This is a genomic window from Streptomyces lacaronensis (assembly GCF_047337785.1).
GTDB classification, from domain to species: domain Bacteria; phylum Actinomycetota; class Actinomycetes; order Streptomycetales; family Streptomycetaceae; genus Streptomyces; species Streptomyces lycopersici.
In genome coordinates this window covers 2,492,517-2,511,345 of sequence record NZ_JBLHDK010000003.1, presented here as the reverse complement: position 1 = coordinate 2,511,345, position 18,829 = coordinate 2,492,517, and the positions used below count along the sequence as shown (strand labels likewise).

The window sequence follows — 18,829 nt, the reverse complement described above, 5'->3', positions numbered from 1 at the left end:
ACCCCATGTTCGCCGACTGGACCTACGCCCTCCAGGACTGGCCCACCTACCTCGGAGCGGCCTGGCTCTCCCTGAAGCTGTCCCTCGCCGCCTTCGTCCTCGCTTGTTCCCTCGGGCTGCTGGGCGCCCTGGCCCGCCGGTCGCGCCACGCCCTCGTCCGTGCCCCGGCCGCTGTGTACGTCGAGGTCATCCGCAACACCCCGGTGCTGCTCCAGATGTTCGTCGCCTACTTCGCCCTGCCCTCGGCCGGGCTGCGGCTCAGCCCCGTACAGGCGGGCATCGCGGCGCTCGGCGTCAACGTCGGCGCGTACCTCACCGAGATTTTCCGGGCCGGCATCCAGGCCGTCCCGCGCGGCCAGAGCGAGGCCTCCCGCGTGCTGGCCCTCAGCCCCTTCCGGACCTTCCTGCACGTCGTGCTCCCGCAGGCGCTGCGCAACGTCTATCCGGCCGTGATCAACCAACTCGTCCAGATCATCCTGGGCTCGTCGCTGCTGTCGGCCATCTCCGTCCCCGAACTCACCGGCACCGCCATGGTGATCAACGCCCGCAACCTGCTCACCATCCAGGTGTTCGGCATCGCCGCCGTGCTCTACCTGGTGCTCACCAACCTGGTCGTGCTGGTGGCCGAGCTGATCGGCCGCGCGGCCTTCAAGCCGCCGCTGCGCCCGATCCGCGCCCGTCAGTCGGTCCTGGCAGGCCTGCGGACCGCGGTCCGCCGCCTCGTCCTGATCCGCAAGGAGGCGTGATGGACTGGTCCGTCCTGTGGTCCAACCGGGATCTGTACGGCTCCGGGCTGTGGTCCACCGTCGAGCTCTCCGTCGCGGCCATCGCCGCCTGCACCCTGCTCGGCCTGGTCATCGCGGCGATCCGCACCAGCCGCATCCCGGTCCTGGCCCAGCTCGCCCGCTGCTACCTGGAGGTCTTCCGGGGCACCCCGCTGCTGGTGCAGATGCTCTTCATCTACTTCGGCGCCGCCTACCTGGGCATCGGGAACATCTCCGTCTTCGGCGCCGCCCTTCTCGCGCTCACCCTCTTCCAGGGCGCCTACGTCGCGGAGATCTTCCGCTCCGGCATTGAGGCCGTCCCGCGCGGCCAGTGGGAGGCGGCGCGGGTCCTGGGCCTGACCCGCATCCAGACCTTCGGGTCGGTCATCCTGCCCCAGACCCGGGCCATCGTGCTGCCCCCGCTGGTGGGGCAGTACCTCTCGCTCGTCAAGGACACCTCGATCGCCGTCGTCATCGGCTACGCCGAACTGCTTCGCGAGGGCCAGGCCATCGTGGACCGGGACGGCCACCCGGGCATGGCGTACCTGGCGATCGCTGTCCTGTACTTCGTCATCTGTTCCCCGCTGTCGGTCGTCGTCCGGCGGATGGAGAGAAAGGCCGTGACCGCCTGATGATCACCAAATCCCCCGCGGAGCGGACCCCCGCCACCACCGCCCAGGTCGCCCTGTCCGGCGTGCACAAGCGCTTCGGCGAGCTGGAGGTCCTCAAGGGCGTCGACATCGAGGTCGGCGCGGGTGAGGTCGTGGTGCTCATCGGAGCCAGCGGCTCCGGCAAGAGCACCCTGCTGCGGATCATGTGCGACCTGGAACGCTCCGACCGCGGAGAGGTCTGGGTCAATGGAGTCCCCCTGCACGACCGCAAGCGCGCACCCGAGATCTTCGGCCATGTCGGCATGGTCTTCCAGCAGTTCAACCTGTTCCCGCACCACACCGCGCTGGGCAATGTGACTCTCGCGTTGCGCAAGGTACGCAAGATGGGCCGCAAGGAGGCCGAGGAGCGCGGCCGGGAGGCGCTGGCCCGGGTCGGTCTCGCCGAGAAGGCGGACGCCTATCCGGCCCAGCTGTCCGGTGGCCAGCAGCAGCGCGTGGCGATCGCCCGCGCGCTCGCCATGGATCCCGCCATCATGTTCTTCGACGAACCCACCTCGGCCCTCGACCCGGAGCTGGTGGGCGAGGTCACCGGGGTCATGCGGTCCCTGGCCGACGAGGGCATGACCATGGTGGTCGTCACCCACGAGATGCGGTTCGCCCGGGACACCGCCGACCACGTGGTCTTCATGGACGGCGGTGTCGTCCTCGAACAGGGCACGCCCGAGCGTGTCTTCGGCAGCCCGGCCGAGGCCCGCACCCAGCAGTTCCTGCACCGGGTCCTGGACACCTGACGCCGGACCGCCGCGCCCGTGACCGCCGGGTCAGCCCAGCGGGCTGAAAGTGAAGGAGAACTCCGCCGGGGCCGCGAGCAGCCGGTACGGCTCCAGCACCCCCGGGCCGCAGGACTGGCTGCCGATGCCCTGCTGGCCGTGGTCCAGGTTCACCCACACCGTCTCGTTCGACGGCTCGAGATCCGGTGTGTGCTCCGCCGCGTCGAGCTGCTCGGTGGTCCAGCGGCGCGCGGTGAACCAGAAGGCCGGTTCGCCCTCGATGCGCATCCCCGATCCGTCGGGCGCGGTCAGCCGTACCCAGCGGACGTCGATCCGGGCGCCGTTCTCCTGCGGGCGGACGTACGGCGTCTGGAGCTCGTCCACCGACAGCGCCCACCGCCCCACACGCGCGGCGGCGCGGGTGTCCGGATACGCCTCGCCGGGGCCGCCGCCGAACCACTCGGCGTCGCCCAGCGCGGCCGGGACTCCGAACCGCAGACCCAGGCGCGGCAGCGGGAAGGTCCACTCGCCCAGCGGGGTGACGGAGACCGCCAGGCTCAGCCGTCCGTCCTCGTCGGCGGTCCAGCGGTAGACCGTCTCCAGGCCGATGTCCACGGCGGCGGGCGCGACGCGGGTACGGACGGTCAGCGCACCGTCCGCAGTCGTCTCCACCGCGTCGGTCCGGTGCCGCGTCCGGTGCAGTCCGAACCGGCGCCAGATCAGGCCCCAGCGCTCGTCCGGCTGCCAGGACGCGCCGTTGTCGTTGTCGGTGGGCGCGCGCCAGATGTCCAGCCGGGGCGGTTCGGTGACCGGGAGCCCGCCGAGCGAGGTCAGGGCGCCGGTGGCCGCGTCGAAGACGCCGGGGCCGAGCACGATCCGGTCGCCGTCGCGGCGCGGCGCCGCCCCGGAGGCGAGGGCGCGCGCCCGGCCGGTGCCGGGCGCGTCGGCGGGGAGCTGGGCCCAGGCCACCGGATGGCCCGCCTCGGCCCACGCCGTCGCGGTCGCCAGCCGCGCCTCGACCGTCCACCACGCCTCCGCCCCCGCCTCGGCGTCGGGCGGCGCCGGGAGCTTCACAACGGTGGACTCGCCCGGGGGCAACGGCTCCACCGCCAGCTCACCCGAGCCGATCGCCTCGCCCTCGGCCTCATAGGTCCAGGAGAAGACGAGGTGGGACAGATCCGCGAAGTCATGGCCGTTGGTGATCCGGACCGTGCCGTCGGGCCCGTCGCCCTCGATCCGCACCGGCTCGATGACCTTCTTGTACTCGATCAGGCCGGGGGAGGGGGTGCGGTCGGGGAAGACCAGCCCGTCGCACACGAAGTTCCCGTCGTGCAGCTCCTCGCCGAAGTCGCCGCCGTACACGTGGTAGAAGCGGCCGTCGGGGGCGCGCCGGGTGAAGCCGTGGTCGATCCATTCCCAGACGAAACCGCCCTGGCAGCGCTCATGCTCCTGGAACAGCCGCTGGTACTCGCTCAGCCCGCCGGGGCCGTTGCCCATGGCGTGCGCGTACTCGCACTCGATGAACGGCAGCGCCCGGCGCTTCGCGTCCAGCTCCGGATCGCCCCACGGCGGCTCGGCGCGCCGGCCGATCTGGTCGACCTCCTCGTGCGGCGCGTACATCCGCGAGTAGATGTCCGTGTCGGCGCAGGACAGATCGCCCTCGTAGTGGATCACCCGGGACGGGTCGCGCTCCCGGATCCAGTCGGCCATGGCGGACAGCCCGCGCCCGGTGCCGCACTCGTTGCCCAGCGACCACATCACCACCGACGGGTGGTTCTTGTCCCGCTCGACCATCCGCTCGGCGCGGTCGAGCAGCGCCGGGGTCCAGCGGTCGTCGTCCACCGGGTTGTTCCGCCAGTCCAGGTCGACGAAGCCATGGGTCTCCAGATCGCATTCGTCGATGACCCAGAGCCCCAGTTCGTCGCAGAGCCCGAGGAAGGCCGGATGCGGCGGATAGTGGCTGGTGCGCACGGCGTTGATGTTGTGCCGCTTCATCAGCACCAGATCGCGGCGCATGGTGGCGAGGTCCACCGCCCGGCCGTTCTCGGGGTGGAACTCATGCCGGTTGACGCCGCGGAAGAGCACCCGCCGGCCGTTGACCTTGAGCAGCCCGTCCTCGACCACCACGGTACGGAAGCCCACCCGCAGCGAGACGCTCTCGCCCACGGTGGTCAGCCGCGCCTCGTACAGCCGGGGCGTCTCCGCCGTCCACGGCTCGACGGGGACGGTGGCGCTCTCCCCGGTGGCCAGGTCAAGACCCAGCTCGGGCACGGTGACCCGGCCGCCGGGGTCGGCGTCGATCCGCAGCGTGCCCTCGCCGGTGGTGTGGTCGTAACTGGCGTGGACGAAGTAGTCGTCGAGCGCGCCCTCGGGGCGGTGCTCCAGCGTCACCTCACGGAAGATCCCGGGCAGCCACCACTGGTCCTGGTCCTCGAGATAGGTTCCGGACGACCACTGGTGGACGCGTACGGCCAGTACGTTGCCCGACGGCTGGAGCAGACCCCCGACCGCGAACTCGTGCGGCAGCCGGCTGCCCTTGAAAGTGCCCAGCTCCTCGCCGTTGAGCCAGACCCGGGCGCAGGACTCGACGCCCTCGAAGCGCAGGACCGCGTCCCCGCCGGCCGGCCAGTCGCCGGGCAGGTCGAAGACGCGCAGATGGTCGCCGGTCGGGTTCTCGTCGGGCACGCGCGGCGGATCCACCGGGAAGGGGTAGCGCACATTGGTGTAGATCGGCGCTCCGTGGCCGTGCAGCACCCAGTGGCCGGGCACCGGGAGCTCGTCCCAGCCGCGGGCGTCGAAGCCGGGGCGGGCGAAGGAGTCGTCCTCGGCGGTGGCGGTCGGCGACAGCCGGAACGACCACGTCCCGTTCAGGCTCAGCCGCGCGGCGTCGGAGGATGGGGTCCAGGGGCGGGGCGGCAGCGCTCCCGCGCCGGGGGAGACGTCCTCGTAGTAGGGCAGTGGCGTGTGCTGCGTGGAGCTCATCGACTCTCCTCGGTCAGCCCTTGATACCGGTCTGTGCCACACCCTGCACCAGCCAGCGCTGGAGGAACACGAAGACCAGGACAAGTGGCAGGATCGATACGGCCGTTGCCATGAAGATCAGGTGGATGTTGATGGTCTGTGCGGTCATATAGGAGGACAGTGCGACCTGCACGGTCCACGAACTCTGATCCTGGCCGATGACCAGGGGCCACAGGAAGGCGTTCCAGCCGCTGATGAAGGTGATGACCGAGATCGCGGCGAAGAAGTTGAGCGAGTTCGGCACCACGATGCGCCAGTACGCGCCCCAGTAGCCGAGCCCGTCCACCCGGGCCGCCTCCTCCAGCTCCTTGGGGAAGCCGAGGAAGTACTGGCGGAAGAGGAACGCCGTGAACCCGCTGAACAGCCCCGGGATGATCAGACCGCGCAGCGAGGAGACCCAGCCGAGCGAGGACACCAGCACATAGCTCGGTACGAAGGTCACGGCCGCCGGGACCATCAGGGTGAACAGCACCGCGTACAGCACCTTGTTCGCGTGCCGGTACGGAATGCGGGCCAGCCCGTATCCGGCCAGGGAGCAGACCAGCAGGGTGCCCAGGGTGTGCAGCACGGCCACCACCGTGGAGTTCCACAGGGCCTTCGCGAACGGCACCGAGGGGTCGTCGAACAGCTCCTTGACGTTCCCCCACTGGAGGTCGGCGGGGAAGAACCGCCAGCTCTCACCGGTGATGTCCGCGTCGGTGGACAGGGCGTTGCGGACGATCAGATAGAAGGGCACCAGGAACAGCACCGTCGCCACGCCGAGGGCGAGGTACAGCCCGGTGTTGCCCATGACCGAGCGCGCGGAGCGCTTGCGGGCCCCCGTGGGGCCGTGCGTCGTGACGGTCACTTCTCATCACCCCTTCCGAAGCCGAGGAACCTGCCCTGGGCCAGGGTCACCAGGGCGATCAGCAGGGCGAGGATCAGGGCGCCCGCGCTGGCGTGGCCGTAGTCCTGGTTGGCGCCGAGCGCCTGGAGATAGAGGTCGACCAGGGGCGGCCGGCCCCAGGTGGCCCGGCCCTCGTCGAGGATGTTGTAGAACTCGTCGAACGCCTGGTACGCCGCGATGAGCAGCAGCAGGACGACCGCGACCGAGGTGGCGCGCAGTTGCGGCAGGGTGATGTGGCGGAATGTCTGCCAGCCGGATTTCGCGCCGTCCACGGCAGCCGCCTCGTACAGCTCACGCGGGATGTTCTGCAGCGCCGCCAGGAAGAGGATCATGTAGAAGCCGCATTGCAGCCACAGCCGGGCGGAGCAGATCACCAGCCAGTACCAGGGCGGATGCGGGGAGGCCAGCCAGGCGACGGAGTCGATGCCGAACCAGCCCAGCACGGTGTTCATCATCCCGTAGCGCAACCCGTTGAACAGCGACATCTTCCACACCAGCGAGGCCACGACGAAGCTGCACGCGGTGGGGAGGAAGAAGACCGACCGGAAGAACGCCTTCATGAAGCGGATGCGGTGGACCAGCAGCGCGAGGGTGAGGGAGAGGGCATAGGTGATCGGCACGATGATCGCGGCGAAGATCGTGAAGTTGACGAGACTGTCCACGAAATCGCCGTCGCCGAGCATATCGGCGTAGTTGCCGAGGCCGACGAACTCGGTGGGGGTGACGGTGCCCTGGGCGTTGTGCAGGCTCAGCCAGAGGCTCCAGCCGATCGGCACATAGACGAAGACGATCAGCCCGATCAGGAACGGGCCGGTGAACAGCCAGAAGTTGAGGGTGCGGCCGCGGGAGCCGCCGAGTCCCCGCGGCCGTCGTCGGGCGGGGGCCGCTCCTCGGGGCGCTCGGCCCTTGGCGGCGCTGTGGGTGGGTGTGGTGGTCGCCATGACGGTTCCGGTCGCCGGCCTATCCGAGCTGCTTCAGCGCGCGCTCGATCTTCTTGTCGGCGCTGTCCAGTTCGGCTTCGGGATTCTTGCTGTCGCGCACCGAATTGACCACCGCGTCGAGCAGGATGTTGAACATCCCCTCGGTCCAGTACGGATCGTCGAAGACCCCGTGGGTGTTGAACAGCTCGACCGCCTCGGCCGCCACCCCGCTCTTGAGCTTGTCCGCCCCGGCGGCGATGCTCTTGCGCGCGGGGATGTGGAACCCGTAGTCGAGCGCCCACTCCTGCTGGTACTTCTTCTGGTCGATCCACAGCCATTTGACGAATTCCTTGGCCGCGTCGACGTCCTTGGCCTTGGCGGACACATAGGTGGACCAGCCGCCGTTGTAGACCACCTGGCGCCCCTTGGCACCGGACTTGGGGAAGGGGAAGATCCCGAAGTCGTCGCCGAACGCCTTCTGGATCGCCGGTATCGCCCAGATGCCACACCATTGGATGGCGCACAGGCCCTGGAGGAAACTGGCCGGGTCCCAGACCTCGGTCGGGGCGCCCAGCAGCAGTGACTTGCTCTTGTAGAGCTCCCGCGCCTTGGTGAGGGTCTCCACGAGATTGTCGGTGTGGTAGGCGATTCTGTGGTCCGCGTCCAGATAGTGCGGGCCGGTGGACCACACCAGCGGCTTGCTGATGGTCTTGAGGTTCTGGCCGATGTAGAGCCCCTTGACCTTGCCGCTGGTGAGTTTGTGCGCGGCGTCGATCAGCTCGTCGAAGGTGGCCGGAGGCTTGACCCCGGCCTTCTCGAAGAGGGACTTGCGGTAGAAGAAGAACTGCGGATCGTCGATCATGCGGATGCCGTAGATCTTCCCGTCCACGGAATTCGCCGTGATGTCCTCCGGCAGGAAGTCGTCCTTGACATCGGCGACGATGTCATCGAGCGGAACGATCTGCCGGGAGCGCACCAGCTGGAGATCGGGGTGGTATTCGAAGACATCCGGGGCCCCGGATCCCAGCAGGGTGGTCGCCAGCTTCGACTCGTATTCGCCCGGCACCCATTCGATGGTGACCTCGGCCTTGTCGTAGGCGTCGGCGAACTTCTTCGCGGCCTGCTGGGTGCCCTGCTCTCCATAGGCGTGGTACATCTGCTTGATCGACTTACCGCCGCCGCCCGAGCGGCCGGTGTTCGAACCGCAGGCGGCGAGTCCGCCGAGGGCCGCCACTCCGCTCATCGCGCGCAGCACGCCGCGGCGGTCCCAGTCTCTGCCTCTGCCTCTGCTGATGTTCGACATATGACGTCCTCGTCTCCGTCGCCGCCAGGTTCCGTCACGTTCCTTGGTGCAGCGGGACGTTAGCCATAGACGAAGACTTCGGCAAGGGGTTGGACGAAGTGGACGCGGTAAGGGTGGTGACGTCCCGTCAGGACGGTGCCGGGCGGTTCGAGGCGTCGAACGAAAGGGGTATGGAAGCGAGGCCGAAACCCCGCGGGCTGTGGTTCCCCTCAGGCTGTGCCGCGGTTCCTCGGCGTGGTGCGGCGGTTCTTCAGGCCCACCGACGCGAGCGAGCCCTCCAGGGCGAAGGTCGCCGCGCCGAGGCTCACGGGGTTGGACGCGATCGGGCACAGCACGATCTCGGTGTTCGCCAGCGGGCGGCGCAGCGCGCGCACCGCCACCGCCTCCCGCACCTCGGCGAGCAGCGGCTCACCGAGGGCCGCCGCCACCCAGCTGCTGAGCACGATCACTTCCGGGTTGAGCAGGTTGATGAGATCGGCCAGGGCGGCGCCGAGGTAGCGTGCGGTGGCCCGCACGACCTTCAGGGCCACCGGATCGCCCTCCGCGAGGCCCCGGCCGAGCGCCTCGATGGTGGCCGTCTGGTCGTCCGGGTGCAGCAGCGGGCTGTCCGGGCTCAGCTCGCGCAGATTCCGCATGATGCCGGGGGCGCCGACATAGGTCTCCACACAGCCCTGGTTGCCGCAGTGGCACTGTCGTCCGTCCAGGATGAGGGTGGTGTGTCCCCACTCCCCGGCGCTGTTGCTGACCCCGCGGTGCAGGGTGCCGCCGAGCGCAAGCCCGGCCCCCACGCCCGTACCCAGGTTGACCACCACGGCGTCGTTCCGCCCGCGCGCCGCCCCGAACCACTGCTCGGCCACCGTGCAGGCGCGCAGCGGATTGTCGAGGTGGAGGGGGTGCGGGATGTGCTCGGCCAGCAGCCGCAGCAGCGGGACGTCATGCCAGTCCCAGTTGGGGGCGAAGACCGAGACCCCGCCCTCGCGGTCCACCTGGCCCGGCACGCTGACGCCGACGCCCAGCACCCGGTCCGCGGCCACGTCCGCCCGCTCGACCACCGAGGAGACGGCGGCGGCGATATGCGCCACCACCTTGGCCGGGTCGTTCTCCTCCGGGCGCAACTCCTCGTCGGCGCGGGCCAGGACGGTCAGTGCCAGGTCGAACAGCTCGACATGGATGTACGTCTCCGCCACGTCCACGCCGATCAGCGCGCCGCCCGAGGAGTTGACCGCGACCAGTCCGCGCGGCCGGCCGCCGTCGGAGTCCTCGTAGCCGACCTCGACCAGCATCCCGAGGTCGAGCAGCTCCCCGACGAGGTTCGCGACGGTGGCCAGGCTCAGCTCGGTGGCGGCGGCCACCTCCTGCCGGGAGACGGGGGATCGGGCCACGATATGACGCAGCACCCCGTAGCGGTTGGCGGTGCGTATATCGCGGGACGTGCGCTTCACGCCGGAATCCCCTCTGCGTGGGCGGGTACTGCTGTGTCGCGGGTGCCGCGCCAGGCTAGAGTGTGGGCCAGACCATGGACAACCCCTTCGACCAACCCTTGTACGAAGCGTCGGGGCAGCTGGGGGCGGGCTGAGCGGCAGGCTCAGCCCGCCTTGAGTACCGCGCGGACGACGGGCCCGGCGGCATCCCCGCCGTGCCCACCGCCGGTGACCACGGCGGCGGCCGCTACATCGTTCCGGTAGGCGGTGAACCAGGCGTTGGTCTTGGGCTGGCCGTCGATCTCGGCCGAACCCGTCTTGGCGCCGATGTCCCCGGTGAGCCCGGACATCGCCCGGGCGGCGGTGCCGCTGGTCGCGGTCAGCCGCATCATGGCCTTCAGCTGCGAGACGGTGGCCGGGCCGAGGCTGCGGTCGCTGGTGGCGATCTCCCGGTGGTCGACGGAGCGCGGCACGAGAACGGGCTGCTTGAAGGTGCCCGTCCGGGCCGTGGCCGCGACCGAGGCGATCGTGAGCGGGTTCATCTGGACCGTGCCCTGGCCGATCATGGCCGCGGCCTTGTCGTCGCCGCTTCCGTTCGGCACCTCGCCGTCGAAGGTGGTGACCCCCACCCGCCAGTTCAGCCCGAGCCCGAACACGGTCCGCGCCTCCTGGGCCAGCGCGCCATCGGGCACGGCCCCGGCGAGCGAGACGAACGCGGTGTTGCAGGACGCCGCGAAGTCCTGCGCGAAGGTGGCGGCCGGGTTCTCGCTGTCCTCCACGTTGTGGAACGTCATGCCCTGTGCGTACGCCGCCGTCTTCGGACACGGCACCGGGCGGCTCGGGCTGACCTTGCCCGCCTCCAGCAGGGTGGCCGCGGTGACTATCTTGAACGTGGAGCCCGGCGCCGTCTGCCCCTGCAACGCGGCGTTGAACTCGGCCTGGTCGGAGTTGGCCACCGCCAGGATCTCCCCGGTGCTGGGCTTGAGCGCCACCACGGAGGCGCCGTCGCGCGTGGCCACCGCCTTCTCCGCGCTCTTCTGCACCCCGGCGTCGAGAGTCGTGCGCAGCGTGCCCGGGGTGCCCTTCGTCACCACATGCAGCGTGGCTCCGGCGGTCCCGTCGGGCTTGACCGCCGAGACCTCCACCCGGGCCGTGCCACCCGCGTCGGCCCCGTATCTCGCGCGCAGCGCGATCAGCACCGGGTCGAGCGAGGGATAGCGGCCCTGCCGCAGCTCCTCGCCGTCGCGGTCCAGCACCCGGACCGGCGGATTGTCCGCCAGATCCGTCCGTACGGACTCATTGGCGCCCAGTTTGGGGTGGAGGACGGAGGGCCTCCAGTCGACCAGCGGCTTCTTGGTCGTCCGGCCGCGCACCACGGTCAGCCGTGATGTGTAGGTCCAGCTGGATCGGGCCTTGCCGAAGACCACTTCCGCCTTGATGGTGAACGGGACCGTGGTGCCCCGCGCCGCGCCCGGGGTGGCCGTCACCCTCTTCACATGCCCGTCGTCGCGATAGCCGCTGAGGGCGCCGATGGCCGACTCGGCGTCGTTGGTGAGCCCGGCGGCGAGCATGTCATTGCCGTCCGCCCACGCGTCCAGGAACTCCCGCGCGGTCCGCCGGGCCTCGTCCCCGGTCACCGGACCGTCATGGGCCGCGGTGGTGTCGCCGCCGGTCACGCCCGTGTAGAGGTTGTATCCGCCGTAGCCGGCGACCCCCAGGAGCCCCACTGACAGAGCCCCTAAGACGACCTTCCCCACCGCCCGCATGGCGTCCCCCCGATTTTCACCTGGATCAGCTCGTGCGACGTTGCCGCTCAGGCGGCCTTTCCCACCTCGCCGCGCAACGCCCGTGTGTAGACCTTCAGCAACCGGCTGTACTCGGCCCGCTCCGAAGGCCGCAGTGCCCGGCCGGCCCGGGCCCGGAGAAAGACGCGTATCGCCTCGTTGGCCTGGTCGGTGGCGGGAGTGGTCAGTAAGGCAGGTTGGTGAGTAGGAGTCGGACGCATGACCATAAGAGTAGAGGGCCCTACCGACAATGGCACCGGCGTAAACCGCCCAACAGCGGTGTTACCGGCGGTATGTGAGGAAGACCGCATCCCCCGCGCAGGTGTTCCCCTCTATGTCCCCGTGGCATATGCCCCGCCACGGTGGAGATATGCCTCCTGGGCTCCCCTGGCGTTCCATCAGCTCTGACCAGCGGATTCCGGCCCGATGAGGATCACTTCGAGGGTGCGGGGGCCGTGGACGCCTTCCACCCGGTCGAGTTCGATATCGCTGGTCGCGGACGGTCCCGAGATCCAGGTCAACGGGCGGGCCGGGTCGAGGCGTTCGAGCGCCTCGGGGACGGAACCCACGACCTGGTCGGTGACGCGGATCACGCAGATGTGGTGGTCGGGCACCAGGGTGATGCGGCGACGCCCCTGGTCGGGGGCGGCGTCCAGGACCACGGTGCCCGTCTCGGCGATGGCCACCGCGCAGCCCGTCACCACGCTGGAGACCGCGTCCAGGTCGTGCGGGGTCAGCTCCGCCGTGTCCGGAACCCGGCGCACCGCGTCGGGGACGTCGGACAGCCACGAGTCGGGGAGGCCCGGGGGTACCGCCACGCTGGTCGCGCCGCGGTCGGCGAGGAGGCGGGCGATCAGGGCCGGGAGGGCCGACGGGGCGTCGGCGCGGTGGACGAGCGCGCGGTAGTCGGCCAGGTTCTCCGCGAGGAGGTCCGCGGTCTGTGCGGCGGTGCGGTCGCCGTGGACCCGGTGGTAGGTGCGCTCGACCGGCACCTCGCCGGGTGTCTCGGCACGCGGCACATCCGCCAGGGCGCGGCGGACGCGGGCCATGACCAGGGCGCGCGAGTCCGGGCCCTGGGTGCTCGGGTTCTGGGCGGCGGGTTGGTGCGCGCCGGGGAGCCGGGAGCCGGGGTCTCGCGAGGTCATGTGGTCTTCTTCCTTCCCTCCGGGCGGCTCCCGGTGCCGCTCCCGCCCCGGGTGCGTTGCCACCAGTCGCGGAACGACTCCTCCGGCACCTTCGGCAGCTCCCGAGTATCGCTCCACGCCCGCCCCGGACCGGGCAGTCGGCGCGGATGGAAGCGGCGGGTGCGGGAGGCCAGCCGCTGGCCGGTGCGCAGCAGCCGGGGGTGGTCCAGGGCCCAGCGGGCGGCGCGCATCGCGGCGCGCTCGGCGGCGTGGCCCTTGGCGGGCTTGATGACCGTACGGGTGCCACGGACGGAGGCGGGGCCGCCCTCGACCACCCGCTCACGCAGGTGGACCAGGATCTCCGGGATGTCGATGGCGACCGGGCACACCTCGTAGCACGCCCCGCACAGGGACGAGGCGTACGGGAGCGAGGCGTCCAGCTCGCTCTGGATACCGCGCAGTTGGGGGGTGAGGATCGCGCCGATCGGGCCCGGGTACGCCGATCCGTACGCATGGCCGCCCGCCCGCTCGTACACCGGGCACACATTGAGACACGCCGAGCAGCGGATGCAGCGCAGCGCCTGCCGTCCCACGGTGTCGGCGAGGGTGTCGGTGCGGCCGTTGTCGAGCAGGACGAGGTGGAAGGCGCGCGGGCCGTCGGCGTCCGTGGTGCCGGTCCAGGTGGAGGTGTACGGGTTCATCCGCTCGGCGGTCGAGGACCGCGGCAGCAGCTGGAGGAAGACCTCCAGGTCCTGGAAGGTGGGGACCACCTTCTCGATGCCGACGACGGAGATCAGCGTCTCGGGCAGGGTCAGACACATCCGGCCGTTGCCCTCGGACTCCACGACCACGAGCGTTCCGGTCTCCGCGACCATGAAGTTGGCGCCGGAGATCCCCACCTTGGCGTTCAGGAACTTCTCGCGGAGGTGGAGCCGCGCGGCCTCGGCGAGGTCGGCGGGCGCGTCGGTCAGCCCCTCCGGGGCCGGGCGGCCCCACTGGGACATCTTCTCCGTGAAGATGTCGCGGATCTCGCCCCGGTTGCGGTGGATCGCCGGGACCAGGATGTGCGACGGGAGGTCGTCGCCGAGCTGCACGATCAGCTCGGCGAGATCGGTCTCGTACGCCGTGATCCCGGCCGTGGCGAGGGCCCCGTTCAGGCCGATCTCCTGCGTGGCCATCGACTTGACCTTGACGACCTCGCGCTCGCCCGTGGCCCGTACCAGCTCGGTGACGATCCGGTTCGCCTCGTCCGCGTCCGCCGCCCAGTGGACCTGGCCGCCGGCCGCCGTGACCGCGCTCTCCAACTGCTCCAGATACTGGTCGAGATGGCGCAGCGTACGGTCCTTGATGGCCGCGCCCGCGGCGCGCAGCAGCGACCAGTCGTCCAGTTCGGCCACGGCCGTGGCGCGCTTGGCGCGGATGGTGTGGGTGGCGTGGCGGAGGTTGGCACGCAGCTGGGTGTTCCGGGTCGAGGCGTCGGCCGCCCGCGGGAAGGCGGGCATCCCCAGGTAGGTGGCCTGGTGGGTTCCGCTCACCAGACGTCTCCTTCCGTGCTGGCCAGGATCTCGGCGAGGTGGACGGGGCGGACCGTGGAGCCCTGGCGGGCGAGTGTGCCGCCGATGTGCAGCTGGCAGGAGTTGTCGAGGGTGCACACCGCCTCGGCGCCGGTCGCCGTGATGTTGCGCGCCTTGTCCGCCCCCATGGCCGCCGATACGGCCGCGTTCTTGACGGCGAACGTACCGCCGAAGCCGCAGCACTCCTCGGCGCCCGGCAGCTCCACCAGGTTCAGCCCCTTCACGGCGGCGAGGAGCGAGCGTGGGCGGTCGCCGAGCTTCAGCATCCGCAGGCCGTGGCAGGTGGGGTGGTAGGTCACGGTGTGCGGGTAGTACGCGCCGACATCCGTGACCTTCAGGACATCCGTGAGGAATTCGGTGAGCTCGTACGTTTTGGGGACCGCCTCGGCCGCCGCGTCCGCGAGCTCCTGGCCCCGCCCCTCGGCGGCGGCCTTCGCGCCCATCCGGGGGTAGTTGTCCCGCACCATCGCCGCACATGACCCCGAGGGGGTCACCACGTATTCGTAGTCGCGGAACGCCGTGGCGTAGCGGCGCATCAGCGGTTCGGTCTCATGGCGGTAGCCGGTGTTGAACTGCGGCTGCCCGCAACAGCTCTGCGCCTCCGGGAAGCCGACTTCCACGCCGAGCCGCTCGAGGAGCGTGACCACGGCTTGGCCGGTGCGCGGATAGAGGGTGTCGTTGACGCAGGTGATGAAGAGCGCTACGCGCACGGTTCCTCCTCGTCGCCCTGGCCGGTGGCGGCCCTTGTGACCGGTGCGTCTCCGAGCCGGGCGGCTGCCCGGTCCCACGCCGAATGATCACCTGTGGGCTCATACTGCCTCAGTGGCTGGGTGCTGTGAAGCAGGGCGCGCAACTCGGGCAGACCACCGGTGATCGCTCCGGCCGTCCGGGCCTGCACCAGTATGTTTCCCAGGGCCGCCGCCTCGGCCGGGCCCGCGATCACGGGAAGGCCGCAGGCATCGGCGGTGAGCTGGCACAACAGCGTGTTGTGCACACCGCCGCCGACGATGTGTACGGCGCTGACCGTACGGCCGGACAGCCGGGTGGCGTCCTCGATCGCGCGGCGGTGGGCCAGGGCGAGGGAGTCCAGGACGCAGCGGGTGGTCTCGGCCGGGGTGCGGGGGACGGGCTGGCCGGTGCGGCGGCAGGCGTCGGCGATGCGGTCGGGCATGTGGTGGGGGGCGATGAAGGCGGGGTCGCCGGCGTCCACGACCGAGCGGAGGGGGGTGGCTTGGGCCGCGGCCTGGAGCAGGGCGGTGAGGTCTGTGCTGTTCGTATCGCCTGTGCGGGCGGTTTCGGTGTTCCAGGTGCGGACGCACTCCTGGAGCATCCACAGGCCCATGATGTTGCGCAGATAGCGAACCGTGCCGTCCACGCCCAGCTCATTGGTGAAGTTGGCCGCGCGGCTCTCCTCCGTGAGCACCGGCGCGTCCAGCTCCAGCCCGGCGAGGGACCAGGTGCCGGTGGCGATGTAGGCGAAGTCGGGTGTGATGGCCGGGACGCCGACTACGGCGGACGCGGTGTCGTGCGAGCCGACGGCGGTGACGGGGAGGGGGTGCGTTATGCCCGTCTCGGTGAGAACGTCCTGGCGCAGCGTTCCGGCGGGATCGCCGGGGCGGCGCAGGGGAGGGAAGAGCGAGAGGTCGATGCCCAGGGCCTCTGCCACCGGGGCGGCCCAGTCGCGGGTGCGGGGGTCGATCAGCTGGGTGGTGGAGGCGTTGGTCAGCTCGGTGCCCAGCTCGCCGGTCAGCCAGTACGAGATGAGGTCGGGGATGAGGAGGAGGCGGTGGGCGGCGGTGAGGGCGGGCGTGCCTCGCGCCGCGATGAGCTGGTAGATGGTGTTGAAGGGGAGGCGCTGGATGCCGGTGGCGCCGTAGAGGGCCTGGGGCGGGAGCGCGGCCGCGACCTTTTCGGCGGCGCCGGTGGTGCGGGTGTCGCGGTAGTGGACGGGGTTGGCCAGCAGGGTGCCGTCGGCGGCGAGCAGGCCGTAGTCCACGGCCCAGGTGTCGATGCCGACGCTGGTCAGGTTGCTGTTGCCGGTATGCGCGGCAGCTGCCTTGAGGCCGTTCAGGACGCCCTGGTGGAGCGACAGGATGTCCCAGTGCAGGGTGCCCAGGACGCGGGTTGGCCGGTTGGGGAAGCGGTGCGCCTCGTGGAGGGTCAGCCGTTCGGGGGAGACCTCCCCGACGATGACGCGGCCGCTGGAGGCGCCGAGGTCTACGGCGGCGAAGCGGTGTTCTGTGGTGGGCACGTGGACCTCGTGGTGGGTGGTGGGTGCGTGGTGATTGCTGTGGTTCGTACGGGGCGGGGGCCGGGGCCTCCGGCCCCGTCCCCCTCATACGCGTGTCAGCGCAGGAACGCCGCCGCGACGCCCGCGTCGACCGGTACGTGGAGACCCGTGGTGTGGGTCAGGTCGCCGCCGACGAGGGCGAAGACCGCGTTCGCCACATGGGAAGGGAGCACTTCGCGCTTGAGCAGGGTGCGTTGGGCGTAGAACTCGCCCAGCTTCTCCTCGGGGACGCCGTAGACGGCCGCGCGCTGTGCGCCCCAGCCGCCCGCGAAGATGCCGGAGCCCTGGACTACGCCGTCGGGGTTCACGCCGTTGACCCGGATGCCGTGCTCGCCCAATTCCGCCGCCAGGAGCCGGACTTGGTGCGCCTGGTCGGCCTTGGTCGCGGAGTAGGCGATGTTGTTCGGGCCCGCGAACACGGCGTTCTTGGACGTGATGTACACGATGTCACCGCCCATGTTCTGGGCGATGAAGGTCCTTGCCGCTTCGCGGGAGGCCAGGAAACTGCCTCGCGCCATGATGTTGTGCTGGAGGTCCCAGTCGGCGGTGGTGGTGTCGAGGAGCGGCTTGGAGACGCTGATCCCGGCGTTGTTGATGAGGATGTCCACGCCGCCGAAGTCCAGCGCCGCCTGATCGAACGCCGCCTTGATCTGCTCTTCCGAGGTGACATCGGCGGTGACGGCCGTGGCCCTGTCCGGGCCACCGAGCTCCTGGGCCACGGCGTGCGCCGATTCCGCGTTGACGTCCGCGACGACGACGCATGCGCCCTCGGCCACCAGGCGGTGGGCGATCGCCTTGCCGATGCCGGACCCCGCGCCGGTCACCAGGGCGACGCGGGTCGCGAGGGGCTTCGGCTTGGGCATGCGCTGGAGCTTGGCTTCTTCGAGTGCCCAGTACTCGATGCGGAACTTCTCCGACTCCTCGATGGGGGAGTAGGTGGAAACCGCTTCGGCGCCGCGCATGACGTTGATCGCGTTGACGTAGAACTCGCCTGCCACGCGGGCCGTTTGCTTGTCCTTGCCGTAGCTGAACATCCCGACTCCGGGGATCAGCACGATGGCGGGATCCGCGCCGCGCATGGGCGGGGAGTCGGGGGTGGCGTGGCGGTCGTAGTAGGCCGCGTAGTCGGTGCGGTACGCGGCGTGGAGTTCCTTGAGGCGGTCGATCGTCGTGTCGAGGGGTGCGTCCGGGGGGAGGTCCAGGACCAGCGGGCGGACCTTCGTACGGAGGAAGTGGTCCGGGCAGGAGGTGCCGAGGGCCGCCAGGCGGGGGTGTTCGGCGCGGGACACGAAGTCCAGGACGGTGTCGCTGTCCGTGAAGTGGCCCACCTGGGGGCGGTCCGTGGCGGCCAGACCCCGGATCACCGGGGCGAGGGCGGCCGCACGGGCGCGGCGCTCGGCTTCGGGCAGGGTGGGGTGGATGACGGGGCCGAACGGATCCGCCTTGCCGCGTGCGGTGAGGAACTCCTCGGCGGTGCGGATGACGCGGAGCGAGTTCGCCTCGCACGCGTCGGAGGTGTCGCCCCAGGCGGTGATGCCGTGGCCGCCGAGGATGCAGCCGATGGCCTGCGGATTGGCCTTCTTGATGGCGGCGATGTCCAGGCCCAGTTGGAAACCGGGGCGGCGCCAGGGCACCCAGACGACCTGGTTGCCGAAACACTCCTTGGTGAGCGCCTCGCCGTCGGCCGCGCAGGCGAGGGCGATACCGGAGTCGGGGTGGAGGTGGTCGACATGGGCGGCGTCCACCAGGCCGTGCATGGCGGTGTCGATGGACGGCGCGGCCCCGCCCTTGCCGTGCAGGCAGTAGTCGAACGCCGCGACCATCTCGTCCTCGCGGTCCACTCCGGGGTAGACCTCGGTGAGCGCACGAAGGCGGTCCAGCCGGAGCGCGGCGAGCCCGGAGTGGCTGAGGGTACCCAGATCGCCCCCGGAGCCCTTGACCCACATCAGCTCGACGTCCTGGCCCGTGACGGGATCGGTCGCGGTGCCCTTGGCGGAGGTATTGCCCCCCGCGTAGTTGGTATTGCGCGGATCAGCGCCCAACCGATGCGAGCGCCCCAACAGCGCGCCCGCCTCGGGATGCGGTTCTGCGGTCATGTCGTCCTCTGCGTGTGGACCGGTCTCAGCGGGATGCGGTGACGAGAAGCGCGCCCCACATGGGCGCGCCCGATGGGATCAGTGGCTTGGGGCGAAGGCTCCGAGGAGGCTGGCGGCAGGGCCCCGGGGCCCGTGCCGAAGCCTTGGAGTCGGCGGGCGGAGCCCCGGGAGTCTGGGGCAGGGCCCCGGCGGAGCCGGGCGCAGCCCCCGAGGGGTCCGGGCGGGGCCCGGCGGGGTTCGGGGCGGAGCCCCGTGGGGTCTGGGG

15 protein-coding genes are annotated in these 18,829 nt (G+C 70.6%); 3 read left to right on the top strand and 12 right to left on the bottom strand.

The annotated features are described in order from the left end of the window. The first annotated feature begins 5 nt into the window (after positions 1–5). Genes ACMTAK_RS10875 through ACMTAK_RS10865 form a run of 3 tightly spaced genes read left to right on the top strand, consistent with a single transcriptional unit; the run spans position 6 to position 2,166 of the window. Complete coding sequence (locus tag ACMTAK_RS10875; protein ID WP_037965082.1) at positions 6–746, top strand: amino acid ABC transporter permease; 741 nt, start codon at positions 6–8, stop codon at positions 744–746. Beyond that, positions 746–1,396 carry an amino acid ABC transporter permease gene (locus tag ACMTAK_RS10870; RefSeq protein ID WP_037965080.1) on the top strand — a complete coding sequence of 217 codons (651 nt, stop codon included), beginning with the start codon at positions 746–748 and terminating at the stop codon, positions 1,394–1,396. Before ACMTAK_RS10875 ends, ACMTAK_RS10870 begins: the two co-directional genes overlap by 1 nt. Continuing rightward, on the top strand, positions 1,396–2,166 hold the full coding sequence (locus tag ACMTAK_RS10865) for an amino acid ABC transporter ATP-binding protein (protein ID WP_413806022.1): 771 nt from the start codon (positions 1,396–1,398) through the stop codon (positions 2,164–2,166). Before ACMTAK_RS10870 ends, ACMTAK_RS10865 begins: the two co-directional genes overlap by 1 nt. 30 nt (positions 2,167–2,196) lie before the next feature. Here ACMTAK_RS10865 and ACMTAK_RS10860 read toward each other — a convergent pair whose 3' ends face one another. The 12 genes from ACMTAK_RS10860 to ACMTAK_RS10805 form a co-directional block, all read right to left on the bottom strand. Then, positions 2,197–5,127 carry a glycoside hydrolase family 2 TIM barrel-domain containing protein gene (locus ACMTAK_RS10860; RefSeq protein ID WP_413806021.1) on the bottom strand — a complete coding sequence of 977 codons (2,931 nt, stop codon included), beginning with the start codon at positions 5,125–5,127 and terminating at the stop codon, positions 2,197–2,199. A gap of 13 nt (positions 5,128–5,140) precedes the next feature. Further along, entirely contained in the window at positions 5,141–5,956 is an 816-nt protein-coding gene (locus ACMTAK_RS10855; RefSeq protein WP_262704238.1) for a carbohydrate ABC transporter permease, read from the bottom strand. Between the two features lie 53 nt (positions 5,957–6,009). Beyond that, positions 6,010–6,993 (bottom strand): carbohydrate ABC transporter permease, encoded by a 984-nt coding sequence (locus ACMTAK_RS10850; RefSeq protein WP_137981080.1) that lies wholly within the window; start codon positions 6,991–6,993, stop codon positions 6,010–6,012. A gap of 19 nt (positions 6,994–7,012) precedes the next feature. After that, complete coding sequence (locus ACMTAK_RS10845) at positions 7,013–8,275, bottom strand: ABC transporter substrate-binding protein (protein WP_413806020.1); 1,263 nt, start codon at positions 8,273–8,275, stop codon at positions 7,013–7,015. A gap of 209 nt (positions 8,276–8,484) precedes the next feature. Continuing rightward, a complete protein-coding gene (locus tag ACMTAK_RS10840; protein WP_413806019.1) occupies positions 8,485–9,717 on the bottom strand; it encodes an ROK family transcriptional regulator in 1,233 nt (410 codons plus the stop codon). 143 nt (positions 9,718–9,860) lie between these two features. Continuing rightward, a complete protein-coding gene (locus tag ACMTAK_RS10835; protein WP_413806018.1) occupies positions 9,861–11,462 on the bottom strand; it encodes a penicillin-binding transpeptidase domain-containing protein in 1,602 nt (533 codons plus the stop codon). A gap of 47 nt (positions 11,463–11,509) precedes the next feature. Then, on the bottom strand, positions 11,510–11,701 hold the full coding sequence (locus ACMTAK_RS10830) for a hypothetical protein (RefSeq protein ID WP_413806017.1): 192 nt from the start codon (positions 11,699–11,701) through the stop codon (positions 11,510–11,512). A 177-nt stretch (positions 11,702–11,878) separates the two neighbouring features. Next, positions 11,879–12,529 carry a LutC/YkgG family protein gene (locus ACMTAK_RS10825; RefSeq protein ID WP_413812852.1) on the bottom strand — a complete coding sequence of 217 codons (651 nt, stop codon included), beginning with the start codon at positions 12,527–12,529 and terminating at the stop codon, positions 11,879–11,881. Positions 12,530–12,621: 92 nt separating this feature from the next. Further along, entirely contained in the window at positions 12,622–14,106 is a 1,485-nt protein-coding gene (locus tag ACMTAK_RS10820; protein ID WP_413812851.1) for a lactate utilization protein B, read from the bottom strand. Positions 14,107–14,135: 29 nt separating this feature from the next. Beyond that, a complete protein-coding gene (locus tag ACMTAK_RS10815) occupies positions 14,136–14,888 on the bottom strand; it encodes a (Fe-S)-binding protein (protein WP_413806016.1) in 753 nt (250 codons plus the stop codon). Continuing rightward, positions 14,879–16,429, bottom strand: coding sequence for a rhamnulokinase (locus tag ACMTAK_RS10810; RefSeq protein ID WP_413806015.1), 1,551 nt, complete (start codon positions 16,427–16,429; stop codon positions 14,879–14,881). Before ACMTAK_RS10810 ends, ACMTAK_RS10815 begins: the two co-directional genes overlap by 10 nt. A gap of 95 nt (positions 16,430–16,524) precedes the next feature. Further along, positions 16,525–18,564: a bifunctional aldolase/short-chain dehydrogenase gene (locus tag ACMTAK_RS10805; protein WP_413806014.1), complete on the bottom strand. Its 2,040-nt coding sequence runs from the start codon at positions 18,562–18,564 to the stop codon at positions 16,525–16,527. Positions 18,565–18,829: the final 265 nt, after the last annotated feature.